Here is a 2,979-nt window from a genome sequence, read left to right as displayed (position 1 = left end):
CTTCTAGTTCCTCCCCCTCCCGTGTTGTCCCACACGCCCCCTCCCTCGTCCTTTGATAACAACAACCAATCCCCCCCCCCCCACCCCCCCCCCCCCCCCCCCACGACCATGTGCGTGCTGAGAAGAGAGGCCGACATCATGCGGTTAGACAATGGAATGGTCGCCAGCGAGATCCCCGGTGCGATCTGGGTGAAGAGCAGTGCCAGTGTGGGAAACGGCAACTGCGTCGAAGTCGCCGCCCTGGGCGGCGGCAATGTCGCGATGCGCAACTCTCGATTCCCGGACGGACCCGCGCTGGTGTTCACCGCTGCCGAGATCGAAGCGTTCGTGGACGGTGTCAAGCGTTCCGAGTTCGACCGGATGACCGGCTGACCGGCTGACCGGATGACGGCCCAAGCTTAGGCCAAGGCTTGGACGGTGGGGCATTCAGGCGCCATTCTTGGTGCTGTCAACCTCCCCGGTCATATCGGAGTTTGTATGCCTTCCCTCCCTGAGCAGCTGCCCGGTCGTGTCGCTCCCACCTCGCCGGTGGAGCGGGAGCTCGGTCGGGCGGCGGCCGGCCTCTTGCTGGGGCGAGAGCTCCGGGGGTGGCGCGAGGCGCGAGGGCTCACGCTGAGGGACGTGGCGCCGGTCATCCGGGGGTCGGTGTCGAAGATAAGCCGGCTGGAGCGCGGGGAGAGCCCTCCCAAGGAGCGCGACGTCATGGATCTGGCGCGGCACTACGGCGTGGACACCCAGGAACTGCGCATGCTCGGACGCCTCTTGGAGTACGCGCAGGACTGCGAGTGGTACGAGGCCTTCAGCGATGTCACCCCCGGATTCCTCCGCCGCCTGATCCAGCTGGAGGGCGACGCGAAGCGGATCACCATCTACGAGAACCTGGTGGTCCCCGGGCTCCTCCAGACCAAGCGGTACGCCCGGCACATGGTGCGCGCCGTCATGCCGGGCGCCTCCCCGGTGGAGATCGACCGAGTGGCCGAACTGCGGATACAGCGGCAGCGCGTGCTGTCCCGTCCGGGTGCCCGGGTGACGGCCCTGCTCGACGAGGGAGTGCTGCGCCGCCGGGTGGGCGACGCCGAGGTGATGCGCGAGCAGCTGTCACACCTGCTGGAGGCGTGGCGGACCGCCAAGGTGAACATCCGCGTCATCGAAATGGACCAGGGATACGGAGTGGCTCCGGTCTACCCGATCACGCACCTGGAGTTCCAGGACGCCGGGACCCCTGAGCTGGTCTACGTCGAGCACATCAACGGTGCGAACTACGTGACCAGGCGCGGGGCGATCGACGACTACCGGCACAGCCTCACCACGATCCGGACGGCGGCCTCCTCGTTGGAGAGGACCCGCCAGCTGCTGGAGGAGGCGCGGGCGAAGTTCAGCTAGCGCCGGCCTGGTACCGGCCTGGTGTCGGCCACGGCACTAGGCCGTCTCTTTCGGATCTTGTCGGCCTAGCGGGAGCACACGCGGCCCACTCCGCCCCATTCGGCCCAGACCTGTGGCCGCCGTCGCGGGATGCGGCGTGACGCGCGGGGCCTCCAGTCGGCCACGTCGCCCAAACCCGGTTCCAAGACGTCGAGTTCGTCGAAGTACCCCCGGACCTCGCGGGTTTCCCGCACGCGTCCCCATCTGCCCCGTGTGGCGGCGCCCATGAGCTCGGTGACGTCGCGGCGGACGTCGGGATCGTCGCTCGCCAGTTGGGAGATGACCAGGAAGCTTCCGCGCGGCAGCTGTCCGGCGGCCCTGCGGACCACGGCGGCGGGGGACTTGGTGACGTCGTCCGTGTCGGGGAGGCAGTGCAGGACGGAGGTGAACAACGAGGCGATGGGCTGCTCCCAGTCGAGGAAGTCCTCCGTGGCCGTCCGGATCTCGTCGGTGTTGCGGAGGTCCTGGGAGATGACGGAGGTGCCGGCGTTCTCGTGCAGGGTGGTCTGGGCGTGTGCGACGACCATGGGATCGTTGTCGATGTAGGCGACCTTGCACCGCGGGTGGGCGCGCTGCGCGACCTCGTGCACGTTGTCCCGGGTGGGAAGGCCGGATCCGTGGTCGAGGAACTGGCGGATTCCGAACTCCCTGACGAGGACGCGGACCGCGCGGCCGACGAAGGCCCGGTTGTTCCGGGCCAGGAGTTCGGCGCCCGGGGCGACGCGCATCAGGTGGTTGCCGGCCGCGCGGTCGCTGGCGTAGTTCTCGACGCCGCCCAGGAGGTAGTCGTAGATCCGGGTGGCGCTGGGCGTGTGCATGTCGATATGGGATGCCGTGAGGTCTTCTTGCCCTGACTCCATGAGCCCTCCATGCGGCCTTGGTCGGAGGCCGTCCGTCGGGGATCGGGGGTAGGGGCTCATGGTAGGGACCCGCTGACAGTGCGCCAATCACTCGAAAGGGTGGCCGAGCGCGCGGGGCGGGGCGGGTCCTTCGGTGGTATGAGGGGGCGCCGGACCGGAGTCCGGCGCCCCCTCGCGGGAGTGTCGGGGTCTGCCGTCAGCGTCGGCGCTTGCGGCGGCGGCGCCGTCGTGGGGGATGGGGGTGCGGGTGAGGTCCGGCCCCGGTCCCGGCCCTGCGCCGGTTGTCGCGGCGGTTGCGGAAGCAGGCGAGCGTCAAGGCGCCGGCGGCCGCGGCCAGGGCCACGGCGGCGGGGGTCAGGTCGGTCGGCCAGTGGTGGAAGCGGACCAGGTAGAACCAGGCTACGAGGATCACCACTGGCGCCAAAGCGGACCAGAACGCGGCCCGCGCTTTCCGGACGGCAGGGGTTTCCCGGCGCTTCTGCGCAGGGATAATGGCGGGGGAGGCTAACGGGGAGTCGCTGGAACGAGCCCCGGGCCCCTTCATGCAGGTCACGGGTGCCTTTCTGAGGTTGCTGACCTGTAGGTGGGGGGGGGGGGGGGGGGCCGCGGCCCCCCCCCACCGCCCGATGAGCTCATGATTGTTTTGTGTTTTATGTATAAAAAGAGTGGAGGCGACTAGACAAAGACAAGAAAAATT

At 68.8% G+C, this 2,979-nt stretch carries 4 protein-coding genes; 2 read left to right on the top strand and 2 right to left on the bottom strand.

What is annotated here, in order from left to right; translation table 11 throughout:
* Window positions 1–108: 108 nt before the first annotated feature.
* Together ACFXDJ_RS24940 and ACFXDJ_RS24935 are read left to right on the top strand one after the other, a co-directional pair.
* Window positions 109–372, top strand: coding sequence for a DUF397 domain-containing protein (locus tag ACFXDJ_RS24940; RefSeq protein ID WP_384658546.1), 264 nt, complete (start codon window positions 109–111; stop codon window positions 370–372).
* 105 nt (window positions 373–477) lie between these two features.
* Complete coding sequence (locus tag ACFXDJ_RS24935; protein ID WP_384658549.1) at window positions 478–1,383, top strand: helix-turn-helix domain-containing protein; 906 nt, start codon at window positions 478–480, stop codon at window positions 1,381–1,383.
* Window positions 1,384–1,448: 65 nt separating this feature from the next.
* Here ACFXDJ_RS24935 and ACFXDJ_RS24930 read toward each other — a convergent pair whose 3' ends face one another.
* Window positions 1,449–2,282, bottom strand: coding sequence for an SAM-dependent methyltransferase (locus tag ACFXDJ_RS24930; RefSeq protein WP_384850326.1), 834 nt, complete (start codon window positions 2,280–2,282; stop codon window positions 1,449–1,451).
* 196 nt (window positions 2,283–2,478) lie between these two features.
* On the bottom strand, window positions 2,479–2,697 hold the full coding sequence (locus ACFXDJ_RS24925) for a hypothetical protein (RefSeq protein ID WP_384658554.1): 219 nt from the start codon (window positions 2,695–2,697) through the stop codon (window positions 2,479–2,481).
* Between the last annotated feature and the right edge of the window lie 282 nt (window positions 2,698–2,979).

Source organism: Streptomyces sp. NPDC059443 (genome assembly GCF_042750105.1).
Classification (GTDB): domain Bacteria; phylum Actinomycetota; class Actinomycetes; order Streptomycetales; family Streptomycetaceae; genus Streptomyces.
Note: the sequence above shows the minus strand (reverse complement) of the source record. Positions and strands in the feature narration are given on the sequence as shown.

Coding starts and splice junctions, on each gene's coding strand:
- ACFXDJ_RS24940 (WP_384658546.1), top strand. CDS start 109: ATGTGCGTGCTGAGAAGAGAGGCCGACATCATGCGGTTAGACAATGGA.
- ACFXDJ_RS24930 (WP_384850326.1), bottom strand. CDS start 2,282: ATGGAGTCAGGGCAAGAAGACCTCACGGCATCCCATATCGACATGCAC.
- ACFXDJ_RS24935 (WP_384658549.1), top strand. CDS start 478: ATGCCTTCCCTCCCTGAGCAGCTGCCCGGTCGTGTCGCTCCCACCTCG.